This is a genomic window from Streptomyces sp. NPDC036815 (genome assembly GCF_055609205.1).
On the sequence record NZ_JBVJPW010000027.1, the window covers coordinates 15,543 to 30,233 of the forward strand.

The 14,691-nt window shown below is 68.4% G+C and carries 15 protein-coding genes and 2 pseudogenes; 10 read left to right on the forward strand and 7 right to left on the reverse strand.

The window, feature by feature from the left end; all coding sequences use genetic code 11:
* Positions 1-741: 741 nt before the first annotated feature.
* The gene (locus tag ACZ69I_RS34880) at positions 742-1,182 is read left to right on the forward strand and encodes a hypothetical protein (RefSeq protein ID WP_467682566.1); all 441 of its coding nucleotides are present in this window, start codon (positions 742-744) and stop codon (positions 1,180-1,182) included.
* A 187-nt stretch (positions 1,183-1,369) separates the two neighbouring features.
* Here ACZ69I_RS34880 and ACZ69I_RS34885 read toward each other — a convergent pair whose 3' ends face one another.
* Positions 1,370-1,867 carry a hypothetical protein gene (locus ACZ69I_RS34885; RefSeq protein ID WP_467682567.1) on the reverse strand — a complete coding sequence of 166 codons (498 nt, stop codon included), beginning with the start codon at positions 1,865-1,867 and terminating at the stop codon, positions 1,370-1,372.
* A 322-nt stretch (positions 1,868-2,189) separates the two neighbouring features.
* Complete coding sequence (locus tag ACZ69I_RS34890; RefSeq protein WP_467682568.1) at positions 2,190-5,540, reverse strand: ALF repeat-containing protein; 3,351 nt, start codon at positions 5,538-5,540, stop codon at positions 2,190-2,192.
* A gap of 503 nt (positions 5,541-6,043) precedes the next feature.
* Here ACZ69I_RS34890 and ACZ69I_RS34895 point away from each other — a divergent pair.
* The 6 genes and pseudogenes from ACZ69I_RS34895 to ACZ69I_RS34920 all read left to right on the forward strand — a co-directional run bounded on the left by ACZ69I_RS34895 (position 6,044) and on the right by ACZ69I_RS34920 (position 9,452).
* Positions 6,044-6,556, forward strand: coding sequence for a hypothetical protein (locus ACZ69I_RS34895; protein WP_467682569.1), 513 nt, complete (start codon positions 6,044-6,046; stop codon positions 6,554-6,556).
* Between the two features lie 95 nt (positions 6,557-6,651).
* Positions 6,652-8,241, forward strand: a complete 1,590-nt coding sequence (locus ACZ69I_RS34900) for a trypsin-like serine protease (protein ID WP_467682570.1) — start codon at positions 6,652-6,654, stop codon at positions 8,239-8,241.
* Positions 8,242-8,309: 68 nt separating this feature from the next.
* Positions 8,310-8,450 (forward strand): annotated as a pseudogene (locus ACZ69I_RS34905) (hypothetical protein); the annotation flags it as partial.
* A pseudogene (locus ACZ69I_RS34910) lies at positions 8,426-8,569 on the forward strand (NF041680 family putative transposase); the annotation flags it as partial. The pseudogenes ACZ69I_RS34905 and ACZ69I_RS34910, both read left to right, overlap by 25 nt.
* A gap of 246 nt (positions 8,570-8,815) precedes the next feature.
* Positions 8,816-8,980, forward strand: coding sequence for a hypothetical protein (locus ACZ69I_RS34915; protein ID WP_467682571.1), 165 nt, complete (start codon positions 8,816-8,818; stop codon positions 8,978-8,980).
* Between the two features lie 250 nt (positions 8,981-9,230).
* Positions 9,231-9,452 carry a hypothetical protein gene (locus ACZ69I_RS34920; protein WP_467682572.1) on the forward strand — a complete coding sequence of 74 codons (222 nt, stop codon included), beginning with the start codon at positions 9,231-9,233 and terminating at the stop codon, positions 9,450-9,452.
* A 24-nt stretch (positions 9,453-9,476) separates the two neighbouring features.
* On the opposite strand, the gene ACZ69I_RS34925 is transcribed toward ACZ69I_RS34920, so the two are convergent.
* The 3 genes from ACZ69I_RS34925 to ACZ69I_RS34935 all read right to left on the reverse strand — a co-directional run bounded on the left by ACZ69I_RS34925 (position 9,477) and on the right by ACZ69I_RS34935 (position 10,873).
* Positions 9,477-9,743, reverse strand: coding sequence for a hypothetical protein (locus ACZ69I_RS34925; protein ID WP_467682573.1), 267 nt, complete (start codon positions 9,741-9,743; stop codon positions 9,477-9,479).
* A gap of 25 nt (positions 9,744-9,768) precedes the next feature.
* The gene (locus ACZ69I_RS34930) at positions 9,769-10,470 is read right to left on the reverse strand and encodes a restriction endonuclease (RefSeq protein WP_470836545.1); all 702 of its coding nucleotides are present in this window, start codon (positions 10,468-10,470) and stop codon (positions 9,769-9,771) included.
* Positions 10,471-10,597: 127 nt separating this feature from the next.
* Entirely contained in the window at positions 10,598-10,873 is a 276-nt protein-coding gene (locus ACZ69I_RS34935; RefSeq protein WP_467682575.1) for a hypothetical protein, read from the reverse strand.
* 301 nt (positions 10,874-11,174) lie between these two features.
* Between ACZ69I_RS34935 and ACZ69I_RS34940 the strand changes: the two genes are divergently transcribed.
* From ACZ69I_RS34940 to ACZ69I_RS34950, 3 genes are all read left to right on the forward strand, one after another.
* A complete protein-coding gene (locus ACZ69I_RS34940) occupies positions 11,175-11,372 on the forward strand; it encodes a toxin-antitoxin system HicB family antitoxin (RefSeq protein ID WP_467682576.1) in 198 nt (65 codons plus the stop codon).
* Complete coding sequence (locus tag ACZ69I_RS34945; protein ID WP_467682577.1) at positions 11,369-11,677, forward strand: hypothetical protein; 309 nt, start codon at positions 11,369-11,371, stop codon at positions 11,675-11,677. Before ACZ69I_RS34940 ends, ACZ69I_RS34945 begins: the two co-directional genes overlap by 4 nt.
* A 1,008-nt stretch (positions 11,678-12,685) precedes the next feature.
* Positions 12,686-13,204 carry a hypothetical protein gene (locus ACZ69I_RS34950; protein ID WP_467682578.1) on the forward strand — a complete coding sequence of 173 codons (519 nt, stop codon included), beginning with the start codon at positions 12,686-12,688 and terminating at the stop codon, positions 13,202-13,204.
* Between the two features lie 260 nt (positions 13,205-13,464).
* On the opposite strand, the gene ACZ69I_RS34955 is transcribed toward ACZ69I_RS34950, so the two are convergent.
* Both ACZ69I_RS34955 and ACZ69I_RS34960 read right to left on the reverse strand, forming a co-directional pair.
* Complete coding sequence (locus tag ACZ69I_RS34955) at positions 13,465-13,656, reverse strand: WD40 repeat domain-containing protein (protein WP_470836546.1); 192 nt, start codon at positions 13,654-13,656, stop codon at positions 13,465-13,467.
* 93 nt (positions 13,657-13,749) lie between these two features.
* Positions 13,750-14,139: a hypothetical protein gene (locus ACZ69I_RS34960; RefSeq protein WP_470836548.1), complete on the reverse strand. Its 390-nt coding sequence runs from the start codon at positions 14,137-14,139 to the stop codon at positions 13,750-13,752.
* Positions 14,140-14,691: the final 552 nt, after the last annotated feature.

Genomic DNA, 14,691 nt, shown 5'->3' on the forward strand with positions numbered 1-14,691 from the left:
CTGGTGATCTGGGCTGGGTGGGGCGGACCGTGCTGGTAGTGGCGGGACGGAGTCCGTGTCGTCGGCGAGGTGCCGCACCTTCGTCCCGCCGGTGGATGGTGATCCGCCGTGACCGTGATCGGGAACGTTGCCGTAAACCGTCGAGGCAGCGATGTCACCGTGGGTTCAAATCCCACACCCACCGCAGCAGGTCAGCGTATGGGCTGGTCAAAAGGGTGTCTCTCGTTGAGGGGCACCCTTTTTCGTGGCGGTGTGTCTCACCCTGATCCGGGTCTGTCACGCCGTTGATCAGTGTGTGTGGACCAGGCGTGGACCGCGATGGAGCCTGAACGGGGCGTTTCACCTGGGACTTTGGGCCAGTGGTGGGCCACCGGCCAGTATGCCGACAACCCCTTTCCGCGTACGAGGGGCTCTCTGAGACATGAGCTTTCACGCGATGCCGCCACGCTCATTGGGGGTGAGGAGCACATCCAGGTAGCGGCCAATGTGAGAGAGGCCCCATGCTGAGGGCGACCCACCCCCCGGAGTGCTGGCGGAGCCCGGGGGATGCGCGATCGGCTGCCGCACGGATTTCACCACTTCAGTGAGAGAGGCGTCCCGCTGACAAGGCTCATGGCTGCGCAGGCGCTGGGCGAGCTGGTTGCGACCAGGAGATTTACGCATGTCTCAAAGGAGGCGTATCGCGTGCTTCCTGCCACGATGAGGTGGAGGTGTGCACCAGCTGTCGCACGAGGGGGAAACGTGAGAAAAGACCTCGAAGAGCTTCTGGCGCAGATGCCTGCCCAAGATGCCCAGGAGCTACGGCAGGAGCCCTACGCCCAACTTGTCGGCCAAGTCGAGCAGCAGCTACCGGCCGACGAGTACATCATCTGCATCGCGCACGCGTCGGGTAGGGGATGGGTACACGGCGTGCTGGTGCTGACGTTCAACCGTCTCGTCTTCTTCACGGCAGCCGGACCCACCGTCATCCCCTTCGACACCGTGACTCAGGTCCTCCCAGTGGCTGCCCAAAAGAAGCGGTTGTTCCATGCGGCAGATGACGCAAAGCTGCTCTTGCACCGCTTGCAACGGGACTCTGACCTCTGGCGCATCCATGGCGATCCAGAGTGGGGCGACGCCTTCACCGGCGCGGTGCGTAATGGCTTTCAACAGTGGGAGCTGAACCGGCCCACCGCAAGGTAGCGACTCTCTAGCAGCTATGACTGTGCCCCGATGGGTTACGGCTCACTTGGTAGGGCCCCAGCGGGTCAGATATTGATGGCAATGGGCCAAGTTCCGCTGGTACAGGGAAACTGGCCAACGACGCATAAGCGCCGCCCTGCCCAAGGTGGGCGAAGGACGGCGCCTACCGGAGGGCGTGGGACCGGCGTCAGTCTTCTTTCTCTGCTGCCTCCAGAGCCCGCTCGATCTGGCGATTCGACCGTTCCTGACTGCGGTGGATGGCCTTCGCGTAGAAGCGGAAGAGGACGGCGATGCTGCGGCCCGCGCGACGGGCGACCTCTGCCGGGGAGACGCCCGACTCCAGCCAGAGTGAGACGCCCGCATGCCGCAGCGAGTAGGGCACCCCTACCAGGGGCGAGGCTGCTTCGGACTCCGACAGCACAGCGAGCCGAGCTGTTTTCCAGAGCTCTCCGTACTCCTTGGACAGGAGGTGTCCGCCCCGGACCGCCCGGAACAGGCGGCCGTCTTCGGAGACGCCGAACTCCTTGATGTGCTCGCGGACTATGCCGACCAGGACGGGCGGGATAGGCACGGGACGAGTGGCCTTGCGGGCGCGCTTCTTCAGGCCGCGTGAGTCGAACGACTCGCCGGTGTCCGTACGCAGGTGCGGGTGAAGCCGCGCGAGATGGGATCGGCCGACTTCCATGAGGCGCTCGCCGCGCGCCAGGCCGTTGTGCCCCGAGCCGCGTCGACCCGTCGATCACGGAGGCGGTGGATCGGCTCAACCGGAGCAGGTGGCCGGCGAACAGCCGGCCCCGATCGAGCAGGCCCGCACCGAGCGCCGCCGCCAGGCAGACGTCTCTCAGCTTGATCTTTTTCTTCCGGGCTTGAATTGCGTCCCGAACTTGAACGCTCAGGAGAGAGTTCGGCGGACGTGGGGGCGGCCTTGGCGTGATCCTGCGTGCTGTCCAGAGCGCGCGTTTCACAAGACCCGCATGGGGATCAAGGCCGCCAGGGGGTGAGATCGCTTAGAACCCGAGAAGGCCGCCGATCGGGGAGACGAGGTCGTGCCCGAACTGTGAGAGCTTCGTAGCGTACTTGCCTCCGCCCAGAGCACCGATCCACTTGGACTGACCGTAGGTGAGCACGGACAGACCGGCGCTCGCGAGGGACGAAAAGAGCTCGCCGCTCGTCCATCCGTAGCCGATCCCGCTGAAGAGGACGTTGAACCCCGTGAAGATGAGGGAGGCGATCGCGAAGCCTCCCGCGAGCGGCACCGTGACCGGCGCGAGGGGCGACAAGCTGAGAAGACCGCAACCGGCGGAAGCGAAACCGGCGATGACGCTGAGCGTATTCGTGGCGTCCGCCAGCCGTCGCGCCTCAAGCTTCCACTGGGGGATGAGGTCGCGGAAGTCATCGTTGTCGGGTGTGTCAGCCGGGTTCTTTCCGCTCTCCCGCGCTCTGCGTGCCTCCTCGGCTGCCCGCCTGGCGGCCTCTGCGATCTCGGCCTGCCGCTTGGCTGTGGCGATCTGGTGTGCTTGGCTCGCTGCCGCTGCCGCCGTCTTCGCGTCCTTGCCCGCCTGGACGGCCGAGGCCCGGGCCGAAGCAGCCGACGCCTGAGCCGAGTTGGCGGAGGCCACCGCGCGGGCGGCGGACTCCATAGCGCGGTTGGCGGAATAGTTCGCCGAGCGGGCGGCCGTGCGGGCGGTGGCGGCCGCCTTCTTGGCCTGGTCGGCCGAGGCCTGCGCGTCCTTCGCTGATTTCTCTGCGGCGTCCGCGTTCGCATCCGCCTGCCTCGCGTAGCTGGCGGCCTTCTCTGCCGACTTCCTCGCCTTGTCCGCCCATTGCAGAGCCTCCGCCGCGGCGTTGCGGGCCTTCGCCGCCGCCTCCTGCGCACGCGCGGCGTCCTCTTGAGCCTTGTGCGCGATCTTCCCGGTGGCGGCGATGGCACCCTGTACGGCGGCGATGTGGGTGGCCGAGTCGTAGTCGAGCTGCGCCGTCTTGTATTGCACGGAGGCGAGGAAGTTGCGGCGTATCCACGCCGGGCCCTCCATCGCCGCCTGGGCGTGGGCCTTGGTGTATGGGCCCATCTTGGCGATGACGGCGGCCGTGGCGACCGCGTCGTCCTCCCGCTGCGCCGTCTCGTACGTGACGCTCAGGAATTGGTGCAGGGCCTGGGCGGTTCCGGCGTTCATCGCCTCGTTCGCGGCCTTCGACACCGCGCTGCCGGTGGGGTTGTCGGCCAGGATGCGCGAGAGCACGACACGGTTGTCGGTGGCCGCGGCCTCGATGGCGCCGACGCCGAGGAACGCCGCGGCGGCACCCGGGGTGTCGCTCTCCAACGCCTTGGTCGCCGCATCGGCGACGTCTGGGGCCGAGATCCGGGCCAGGTAGAGAGTGGTCTCCCGGTCGTCCTGGTTCTGCGCGAGCTGCCGGTCGGTGTCGATCCAGGTGTGTATGTCGGCGTCCGCGCCGCACAGGGCAAACCTGGCGGCCTCACGCGACCAGGTGCCGTGAGAGTTCATCAGGGCGATGGCCGCCTTGCGCCCCACGGCGGCGGCGCCATCCTTGTCCCCTGCCTTGAGCGCCGACTCGGCCTGCGCGATGAGATCCTTGGTGGCCTGCTGGGCCTGCTGGACCTGGGTGCGCTTCTCGGCGATCTCCGCGCGCTCCTGGTCCTCGATCTGCGCGAGCAGCCGACACTCCTCGATCGCCTGCTTCATGTCCTCGTCCAGGCGCTGCCATTCAGCTTCCCGCGCCTGCTTCTCCACCTCGACCGCCTGGTTGACGGCGTCGGTGGCGAGGTTCGCGGCCTTGGTGGCCTCGTTGGCGAACTCGGTGGACTTCTTTGCGTACTCGACGGCCTGGCCCGCGTACTTGGCGGCCCACTCGGCAGCCTCGGCGGATTTCTCGGCGTGGTCGGCCGCGCTGTTCGCCGCATCACGCGCGGTACGGGCCGCCTTCGCCGAGGTGTCCGCCAGCGCCTGTGCCGAGCCGGCGGCGTTGGTGGCGAGCGAGGCGTTGGCGCTGGCTATTTGCGCCTGCCGCCGGGCCTCCGCCGCCTCGGCCTGCGCCTTGCCCGCGGCGGAAGCGGCCGTGGCGGAGGCGTTCGCGGCAGCGGCGGCGTTACGGGCCGCCGAGGCGGCGGAGCTTCCGGCGCTGGATGCCTGGGCCGAGGCCGCGGCCGCGAAGCCGGCGGCCTTTGCCGCGGTGCGGGCTCTGGCCGCGGCGTTGCGGGCGGCGATGGCGGCGTCCTTGGCGATGGATGCCTTGGAGGCGTCCTTGGAGGCGGCTATGGCGGCACCGTACGCCTTGGCCGCGGCCGAGCCGGCGGTGGCCGCGGCCTGGCTCGCGGCGGTCGCGGCGTAGGCGGCGCGGCGGGAAGCCTGGATGGCGGCGTGGGAGGCGCGGATGGCGACGCGGGCCGCATTGGCCGCGCCTTTCGCGGACTCGGCCGCCTTGCGGGCCGCCCTTCCGGACTTGAGCACATCGTCCTGGGCCGCCTGGGCCTCGGCCGCGGCCTTCTCCGCCGCTTCCCTGGCCTTCGAGGCAGCCGCCACGGCGCGGGCGGCGGCTTCCTCGGCCTGCTTCGTCTTCGCGTCGGCCTTCTTGCCCTCGCGTTCGACGACCGCGACGAGTTCCTCGATCTTCGCCGATTCCTGATCGCGGGCGCGGGCGATGTGCTGGCCGGTGTCGAGGAACCACTCAACGTCCTCGGCACTGCCGGACAGCGCCCGGGAGGCGTACTTCTGCACCTCCGGTCCCGCGTCCACCATGAGTTTGGACGCCTGAAACCGCATGTCCTCGGCTCGAGCGGTGTACTGGCCTTCTGTCAGGAACGTCTCCAACGCGGCTTGGGTACCCGCGTCCAAAGCGGCGTTACCGTCCCGGTTCACGGCCTTGTCGCCATTGGCCATCACGGTCGTGGTGGCCACGCGCAGGTCCTCCACGATGGCCGCCTTGAAGCCGCCACCGAGGAAGTCGGTGATGGCTGCGTCGCCGCCCTCGATCGCTGCGGTTGCCTCGCGCCGGGTGCCCTTACCGCCCGCGGCCAGGGCGGTGATGACGGCGACCCGGTTGTCCTCCGCCGTGGCTTGGGGGAGTTCGGCGGTCAGGAAGGTCTGGATGTCGGCGTCGGTGCCGGTCAGTGCGGCTTCCGCAGCGGCGCGGGCGGCCTTGCCGCCCAGCAGCCACGCCTTAATGACTTTTGCCCGGTCGGTGTCGGGCAGTTGGAACGGGTCACCGTCGTCACTGTCGTCCGGCGGGGTGTCGGCTCTGGCCGCCGTGGGGGTCAGAACGAGGCTCGAGGTGGCCGCGACGACCGTGGTGGCCGCGACGGCCGCCAGAACGCGACGTCTGCTCCAGAGAGTGGTCTCCACAGTGGTCCTTCGGGGTCGGCGCCCGGCGGGGCGTGCGAGTGCGGCACATCGCCAGACGGAATGTCGTGTCTGGCGAACTATGCAAACAAAAACGTCTCGCGGGCCCGTGCGGGAGCGAAAGCGACGGAAAACAGTGGCGGGTGGCCGAATATCGAGCCACCTGAGAAGCGATGCGATATCACTCCAAGATCAATTTCGTGTCGATTCTTTACGGCGGCCCGTACAACCTTTCACGGACGTGATGCAACTCACCCCCCGGCCCGCCGAGTTGTCCGGGAGTGAGGCATTTTGGTGATGGACGCGAGACGGGGCGGGGGTTTGGATACGAGGTGAGAGAGTGCGGGTAGATGCCCTCGCTGTTTCCACTGCCTTCCCATTCCCTGGTGAAGGCAACGGCCTTGGCGAGTGGCGCCCGGGGATTCCTGGCGTCGCATACCGAACTCGTCGGTTGCCGCGTTTCCCGTTGGTTCAGATTTCCTTCGAAAGCGACGACTAGGACAGTGATGAAGGTACGCAGGTCACTAGCGCCCATTCTGGGTGCCGCCACGGCCGCAACCGCACTGGCATGGCTCATAGCGACGGGCGGTCACCCGGGTCCGCCCGGCCGCGACGCCCACGTCGAGGCCGTCGCGGAAGAGGCCCCCGGTTACGCCATCGAGGACTTCAACTACCCGGGGGCCGACAAGATCCTCGAGGAGAAGAAGATCACCCTCAAGCGCGGGGACGGTCATGTCATCCTCGCTGAGTGCGCGAGCGCGACCGATCTGCTCGAAGTCTGGACGCGCAAGAACGACAAGGTCTGCTTCCGATCCACCGGCAACAGTGGCTACCTGGCCATGGAGATCCCCTCGGTCTTCGCCGTCAAGGGCAACGACTACGCGGCCCGGGTCGGCATGACCGTTGGCGCCGAGGAGAAGACGTTCGACATCAACAAGAACACCTGGACCGCGGTCGGCGAGAGCGCGGACGAGCAGGGGCGCGAACACATGCTCGTGGAGATCAGAACCAAGAAATAGCCCCGTCCAGCACCCATCACCAGCCGTGCCGCGTCCAGGACCACCTCATTCCGGTGACCACTGAACGCGGACTTCTCACCAAGGGAACCTTGGCCATGCCCTCCATCAGACAATGGCGCGGCACCGCCGCCGCGGCAGCTCTCAGCGCCGTCCCGCTCGCGCTGGCCACCGTGCCCGCCCCTGCTGTGTCCGGTGCTCACACGCCCGCCGCCTCCTCCTACACCGCGCACCTCGCCATCGGCGATGGCGAACGCGCCTGCTCCGGCGCCCTCGTGGACGCGCGCTGGGTGCTCACCGCCGCGTCCTGCTTTGTCGACAACCCCGCCCCCGGTGCCACGCCCCCGGCCGGCGCCCCGGCGAAGAAGACCCTCGTCACCATCGGCCGCGGTGACCTGACCACCAGCACGGGCCTGGTCACTACAGTCGTGGAACTGGTTCCGTACCAGGGCCGGGATCTGGTCCTGGCCCGCCTGGAGCAACCGACCACCGGCATCGCAGGGATCTCCCCGATCTCCTTCGCCACCACCGTGCCCGCCGCCGGCGAGTCCCTCAAGGTCACCGGATACGGCCGCACCCGCACCGAGTGGTCTCCCCTTGCCGTGCACGCGGGGACCTTCTCCGTGGATTCTGCCGGGGACGGCCAGGTGGCCATCACCGGACAGGACGGTGTCGCCGTGTGCGCGGGCGATACCGGCGGGCCCCTGGTACGGGAGAATGACGGCACAGTTGAGCTGGTGGGCATCAACAGCCGTTCCTGGCAAGGAGGCTGCTTCGGCCAGGACCCGGCCGAAACTCGTACCGGCGCCCTGTCGTCCCTCGTCGACGACGCCGCCGTCCAGGACTGGGCCAAGGAAGCGCAGGAGCGGTTGCGTGAGGTTGTGGCCATGGCCGACGTCAACGGTGACGGCGCGGACGACCTGATCATCCTGGGGGTAGACGGCAACATCACGGTGCGGACCGCCGTCAAGAACTTCTCGCCACAGCCGGGCAAGCCCGCCCACCGCTTCACTCCTGCGGTCCACTGGAGTGCGGGCTGGGGCAACTACCTCGGCCAGCCTGGCAAGGGCCGCCTCTACTTTGCCGACATCAACGGCGACAACAGAGCTGACCTGATCGTCCACGGAACCGACGGGAAGATCGCAGCGCGCCTGAACAAGGGGACGTACTTCGACGGCGGCACCGAATGGAGTGCGGGCTGGGGCAATTACCTCGGCCAGCCCGGCGAGGGCCGCCTCTACTTTGCCGACATCAACGGCGACAACAGAGCCGACTTGATCGTCCACGGAACCGACGGGAAGATCGCAGCGCGCCTGAACAAGGGGACGTACTTCGACGGCGGCACCGAATGGAGTGCGGGCTGGGGCAATTACCTCGGCCAGCCTGGCAAGGGCCGCCTCTACTTTGCCGACATCAACGGCGACAACAGAGCCGACTTGATCGTCCACGGAACCGACGGGAAGATCGCAGCGCGCCTGAACAAGGGGACGTACTTCGACGGCGGCACCGAATGGAGTGCGGGCTGGGGCAATTACCTCGGCCAGCCTGGCAAGGGCCGCCTCTACTTCGCCGACATCAACGGCGACAAGAAGGCTGACCTGGTCGTCCATGGCGCTGACGGACAGATCGCAGCCCGTATCAACACCGGCACGTACTTCGCCATCGCCCCGGGCGACGACTGGATCTGATCGGGTCCAAGTGCCCAAACCAAGGTCGCGAATTCCAAAAGCGCGGCGCCATCCACCTCCATGCCGTCATCCGCCTCGACGGACCCGGCGGGCGATCATGTGCTCCGACCAAGGTGCACGTGACCACGACGAAGGCCGTGCTGCCTGATGCTGTCCGGAGTGAACGTTCGCGAAAGCATCACGCATGCGGAGCGCGTTCTACGAGTGTCCGACCGCCCGGCGCGACGAGTTGTTCGAGCTGGGGGACTCGGTGCTGTGTGCGGACGGTGCGGTGAAGTCCCCGGTGGACCTGACGCTGCTGCCCGAGCACCGCTGTGGGCACGGAGCGAGGTGTGCTGCAGGGCCCGGCCCCGGAGGGCCGGGCGGGGTCAGGCCAGCAGCAGGTCCGTCGTCGCTGAACGGCATCGTGAAGTCATCGTCGGGGTGGGTGCCGACGTGGCCGGGACCGCTCCACTCGTTGAGGTTGTGGGTACAGCCCTTGTTGAGGCGGCGGTTGCAGGTGTAGCCGTCCCGGCTCATCAGGCCGCACTCGCCCGCCGGGGCGAGCGGGTTGCGGAACGGCGCCTTCGGGCGGGTGAAGGTGACGCCGGCGTCGGCGAGGGCCTGGGCGTACTCGCCGACGGCGTCGGCGAACAGTTCGCTGGCGCGCTCCTGCTCGATGTCGGTGAGGACGGCGGTGCCGGGCCCGGAGCAGGCCTCGTTGCGGGCGTCGCGGATGCCGGTGGCGCTGGAGGCGTAGCGGTCGATGCAGACCGTCGCACCGCAGTCGGCGCAGGTTCCCTCGAAGATGAGGGCGCGGTCCTTCGACTCGCGCGGCAGCCGCTTCCAGGTGAGGGTGCGGCCGTTCTTCCCGGCAACCTCGTTCATGTACTGCTTACCCTCGGTCCACCACTGCTGCGCCATCAGTCCTCCCTGATCCTGGGTGGTTGACCACCCTTCAATGTGACCCATCCTTGACGGGTGGTCAACCACCCGTGAAAGATTCCCTCATGGCCAATCAGCACAAGGAGAAACTGCGCGGCATACGCGGCATCGACGACCAGCTGTGGGAGGACTTCGAGACCGCCACCGCACGCAAGAACACCGACCGCTCCGCCGAACTGCGCCGCTACATCGAGTGGTACGTCGGCAGAGCCGACACCCACTTTCCCGAACGCCCCAAGCCGCCCGCCGGGCACGCCGACCCGCTCGCGGAAGGCAGGCAGCCATGACGGAGCAAGACGAGATCGCCGCGATCAGCGCCGGATGTGATTCCGGACGTGCACGGTGCCTCCGGCGGCGATGGCGCCGGTGCCGATGGCGATGACGGGCGCGAGGTATCCGCTGTTCCCGGTCGCCGCGAGCACCGGCACGGCGACGAACGTGGCGAGCAGGGTTAAGCCGGTGATCCAGGTCAGGGCGGTGCGGGCCGTGGTGGCCGCGGCCGCCGGACAGCACGCCGGCACCGAGTGCGGCGGTCCCCGGTCCTCGGGCCCGCCGCGCTCACCCTGCCAGAACCTCACAGCTCACACGCTCACCGCGCCCCTTCTACCTGCGAAAACGCCTTGCGAGACTCACGGGGCAGCCGCCGGTCAGGCGGGCGGGCGGCGCGCCGCCGCCGCTTCCGTTCAGCGGAATCAGGGTCTCCAGGTGGGCGCCCTTGACCCAGGACCCCAGCAGGTCGCGGTGGAGGGCCACGATGTTCTGGCGGACCGCCAAGTCGAGGGCGGCCCGGGTGAAGGCGCGGCAGGTGGTGACGTAGAGGGCGACGTCCGCGCCGTGTTCGGGGCGGGCGGTGCCGACGAACTTCTGCATGTCCGGGGAGGAGACGCTGCGCTCGGGAGCGTACTTCTTTGCTTGGATCACGAGTTTGCGGCCGTCGGCGAGGTAGCCGACGACGTCGGCGCCCAGATCGCCGCTCTTGCCGCTGACGACGACCCTGGTGCAGCCGTCGCGCCGGCACAGGTCGGCGACGTACTTCTCGAAGTCCTGCCACGAGAGCGCGTCGACCTCGGCCATCGACAGCTCCCGCGCCTTCGCCTCCTCCTGCGCCCGCCAGGTGCGGTCGCCGTCGACCGCGCGGCGGTGCGCGCGCGCCAGGGCCCATCCGGCAGTGCCCAGCACGGCGGCGGCGAGCATGGTCACCAGGATGGGCCACACGATCGCCCAGTTGCCCGCCGTCCACACCGCGGCGGCCATCGCCGCCACAGCGCCCCAGCCCTGTAACTGCCTGCGCGTGCGCTTCCTCATCCGCCGGCGCCGTCGTCGTGCAGCCATCACTCCCCCGCTCCCCGCTCCCGTGATCCGCAGTGTGAAAGCCCTGACCGGCCCCGGCAAGAGGGCCTCGCCGCCCCCCTCCGGGACGCTGTCGCACTCATCAGTGATCGAACCGGATTGGGTAGGAGACCGTCGGCCGCGGCGCCGGCGTCGGGTCGTCCCACTCCTCGAAGTGCACCGGGTACGTGGCCGTCGACGTCGGCCGGGGCGCAGAGCCCGAACCGTCACCGCCGGCCGATCCGGCCGTCCCGCCGTAACCCACGGCTGCGAGCCCCAGCACGACCAGAATCGACAGATCCCGCTTCGCTCCCGGCGCCCACCGGCAGTACCGGCGCCCTTTCGTGCCGCCACGCTCGTGCTCTTCCACCCAGGGCATTGGCCAGCTCCATTGTCTCAACTCAGGCGCGCCGACGGCGCGTTGAGGTGAGAACACCACTCGCCACTGGCAAGCCGTCACGATGAGACGGCCGACAGCAGAGCAATTCCAGACACCGACCACTGCCCTACGCCGACGACGCGGGACGGCGACCAGGCGATTCCTGTGCCGCGACGACGAGGAACCAGCCGAACCAAGATCTGGAGGAGCGCAGTCGGGGCGGGGTGCGGCGATGCCTGATACCCGGCGGCCATTCCGCCACCACCTGACGCCACCACATTTCGGTGTCTATTCTGGTGTCATGTCGATTACCACGATGACGCTCCGTGTCCCCGAAGAACTGGCCCCCTCGATCAAGCAGGCCGCGAAGGCCGCCGGGCTGAGCGTGAACGCGTACGTCGTCCGTGCCGCCCGCCGCGCCGCGACCCTGGACGCCGCACAGCAGCTCGCTGCACTCGGCCTGGGCCAGGACCTCGCGGGCGAGGGCGACACTCTGTGACCTCGGAGATCAAGCGCGGGGAGATCTGGTCACTGCCCGACGGGCGCGACGTCCTGGTCGTCTCCCTCACCGGCCTCGACGAGGCGTACGGCGCCGTCCTCGCGATCGTGCTGCACCCGCCCGGCCGCTACCCCGACACCGCGATGTCCGTCGTCATGGACACCCCGCTCGCCTGCACGGCCGTCGCGGTGAACCTGCAGCAGCTGCGCACCACGCGCTTCACCGACGCCACCCGGCGCGGCGACGTCGACCCGTCCGTAATGTCCCGCGTCGACCAGGCACTCCGCGCCGTCCTCGACCTCTGATCCGCCGCGTCCACAGCGGCACGGCTCAGCCCGCTCCGGCCCGCGGGACGGTCCGGATCTACCAGCGGCGTGCTGGCTGCCGACCAGAGCATGCCGATGCTTGCGCGGCTGCGTCATCTGTCTGCCGCGCTGCGCACGCAACCACCGCTGTGGCTGCCTGGACAAGGCCGTTGAGGCGGCGCGGCCGACTTCCTCGGGGCGACTGGTGCCGCGCCGCATGGTCTGGTCCCTCCTCCCGGAGAGCCGTTGCCACCGGGGTTGGAGCTGCCCCCCCGCATGGCTCCCACCGGCGCGCTAAAGAGCCTGTACTTGAACCCTCGTCGCTCGCAGGAGCGCGGGAGCAGTAACGGCCGGGGCGCGGCAAGCGTGCGTCAGGGCGTAGGCAGGGGGTTTAAAGACAGGCTCTCACGCCATGGCCCTGAGCTGGGCCCGTGCGGGGCGCGGCGAGGGAGGCCGGGGCGGCGGCGCCGACCGCGTAGGTATCGCTGGGCAGGACCGTGTGAGGAGGGGAGAGCTCGAGGCATCAGGGGTGGCAGGCGAGGACGTCGTTCATCCAGGACTTCGATTAGCTGGAGTGAGCGCGACGCACGCGGCTGCGATTTCCCCGCGGAACCGGTCGCTGATTGGCAAGTTCGTCGTGCGTGTGCGTCGCTGCGTCTGCGAAGGCGGGTCCCTGTCCGCGCAGGACCTTCGCCGAGCGGGCGCGGGGGGCTCCCACGCCGGTTCTGCCCGCGGGCGGAACGGCTGCGATCCACGCTCATCTCGGTCGGCCTCGCGCTCGCGGGCCAGGCCAGCGCACGCATTCGCCCGGAGAGGGATTGTTTAGTCCCCGTGAATGAGCTGCTGAACAACGGTGCTTGGGTGAAATCTGTGGTCAGCGGGCTGCGGATGCTGACAAGCCCGAGCTGCGCCGTAGGCACCCCAAGTGGGTGTCAGCTGTCACCACGCCCCACAGCGACTTCACCCGTAACCGTTGGGTGATCCGGTCAGATCTCAGAGGAGAACCGTATGGAAACATTGCGCAAGCGAACCGTCTCGACCGTGCTGTCAGCATTTCTCGCGATGGGTGCCTTAGCGCTGACTCCGGCAGCGCACGCGCATACACCGGAAGCTTCTGCCCGACCGGACGCCCGGATAGCTTCCGACGACTGGCACCAGATCCCCGACCGCACGGGCCTGCCCTACCATCAGGCGACTGGCTACATGTATGACCGCGACCGGCGGGTGGAGGGCTGGGGGCGGGTCGACTGGGACGGGGACACGGTCGAAGTCCACGCGGGGGCCAAGTTGCTGGCGGGCGGCCAGGGCCAGTGTGCGGTCACGGTGATCGCCTACGACGTCAAGATCAACGGTACCTGGAAAGGTGCATCGCGCGCCCCTGCCATCGACTGCAGCCCGGACGAAGACCAGGACGTCTCGCCCTACTATCGGTCGAACTACCCGACGAGAAATTTGACGTTCCGGACCTGCGTCGGTGACATGACGGGGTGGACTAACCCGCTCCTGTGCTCTGCGTGGTCCTGGTGATGCCAGCGACCGGGGCTTTGCGCACCTGGTGAACCGCGGGTGCGTGTCCTGACTCCTGTCCAGCACTGCGTCCTCACCACACCATCGTGCGATCCGTCCCAGCACTGCTGGGCGCTGGTGAGGACGCCGTGCGGGCCGGCAGCAAGGAGCACATCCGGCGGTACGCAGTGTCGGGGCGGGGCAAGTTGGACCATTCCCGGCGGGTGAGGTCGCGTGCGACCGCCCTGGACAGCTGACGGGCCGTGCGCGGCGTTCGTGTTTCACAGCAGCACCGTGCCGTCCCCACCACCGATGGCCAGGGTCCGGCCATCAGGGCTGAAGGCCAGGGTCCGTACTTGTCGGTTGTGACCGGACAGCACGGCCAGCAGGTGGCGGTCGCAGACGTGCCACAGGTGGACAGAGGCAGCGGCGTCGGCAGTGGCCGGCGTGCGGCTGTCGGGGCTGAAGGCCACGGCAGGTCCCCCAGCCCCCGGGTCAGCACCACCGGGTGGCCCGGGCAGCAAGGCGGACAGTCACGGCCTGGCCAGCATGGGAAGCGGAGGCCTTCACCGGATGACAGAGATGCCAGGAAGGGGATGCCGCCACTCACCCACTTCCGCAACGAGAACCCGGCGGGCAAGCCGCCGGGCCAGAGCCCATCCCTCATCAGTGAACAGCGCACCGTTGGTCCAACGATCAGCGTTCTCACCGCCGCTCATCCCGCTGAGAAGCACATCGATTTCCTGCAGGTCAGCCATGACTCCGCGGGCGAGCTGTCCTTCGGCCACCAGAGCCTCGGCGGCCGCGCGGAAGGCGTGATCGAAGTCCAGGGCAATCTCATCCGTCATCACCGCATGCCTGACTATCCAGGCCACCTGGGTCTCGGCATCAGCTGCCAGCACGGTCAGCGCCTGCATCAGCAGGCGTCGGCGGAACGACGCATCAGGACCCTTCACCGCACAATCGTCGCACCCCACATACGACAAGCTCACAGGCGACCATCCGACTCCGGATTTCGACTCCCTGGCAGGGCGAGATCGGGCACACGCCCAGCCAACGTGCGAGCGTTCTGCAGCCAAGCGTGCGGTTATCAGGAAACGGGATACTGCTGGGGCGATCGGGAAGCGGACGCGCCGTCGACGAGTTGGCGTCCGGCGCAGGGACCCGGGGATCGGACCACAACTATCCGGTCACCTTGTGGATGTCTCCGGGTGCACGTAGTGCAACGGCAGCGCGAAGTGAACGGAGTATGCGGTTTTCGGCACCATTTCCACTCCTAAGGGGAGGGGCTAGTTCCATCCCGTGTAGCACGAGCGTTCGGGGGAAATGCCGCGTGATCTACGGGCATTCCGTGGCAGCTTGCGAGGGGCTTCCCGACGGGGCAGAGCGGGCGGTAGTCGGCACCGGCTGCGTCCGTTTCTCGCTCGTGTGGTGGGTCCTCGCCCCGCGTACAACATGGCAGGCCCGGCGTCTGGCTGCCGACTTCGGCGAGGGGATGGACGCTCGGA